Source organism: Salmonella sp. 32070601201500089SM (assembly GCF_017573605.1).
In the GTDB taxonomy this organism is placed as follows: domain Bacteria; phylum Pseudomonadota; class Gammaproteobacteria; order Enterobacterales; family Enterobacteriaceae; genus Salmonella; species Salmonella enterica.
Genome location: NZ_JAGETK010000036.1, coordinates 1 through 675 on the forward strand (window position 1 = coordinate 1; position 675 = coordinate 675).

1 protein-coding gene is annotated in these 675 nt (G+C 55.1%); it reads right to left on the reverse strand.

The features are described from left to right. Positions 1 to 675, reverse strand: a 675-nt coding sequence (locus J4728_RS23685; RefSeq protein ID WP_208212522.1) for an iron-containing alcohol dehydrogenase, incomplete at both ends; no start/stop codon positions are given.

Consider the following 675-nt stretch of genomic DNA (forward strand, 5'->3'; position numbering starts at 1 on the left):
CCTGCAGAGCCTGACCGTCAGAGAACTCAGAAGCCAGTACGGAAACGTAAGCTTCCAGGGCGTGAGTTACCGCATCCAGACCACCGAACGCACACAGGGACTTCGGCATATCCATCACCAGGTTGGCATCGACAATCGCCATATCCGGGGTCAGGGCGTAGTCAGCCAGCGGATATTTCTGACCGGTTGCATCGTCGGTCACAACCGCAAACGGTGTGACTTCAGAACCGGTACCGGAAGTGGTGGTGACGGCGATCATTTTCGCTTTCACGCCCATTTTCGGGAACTTGTAGATACGTTTACGGATGTCCATAAAGCGCAGCGCCAGTTCTTCGAAGTGAGTTTCCGGGTGTTCGTACATGACCCACATGATTTTCGCGGCGTCCATCGGGGAACCGCCGCCCAGCGCGATGATCACGTCTGGTTTGAAGGAGTTAGCCAGCTCAGCGCCTTTGCGAACAACGGAAAGCGTCGGGTCGGCTTCAACTTCGAAGAAGACTTCAGTTTCAACGCCAGCCGCTTTCAGAACAGAGGTGATCTGGTCTGCGTAGCCGTTGTTGAACAGGAAGCGGTCAGTCACGATGAGCGCACGTTTGTGGCCATCAGTAATCACTTCATCCAGCGCGATGGGCAGAGAGCCACGGCGGAAGTAGATAGATTTCGGAAGTTTGTGCC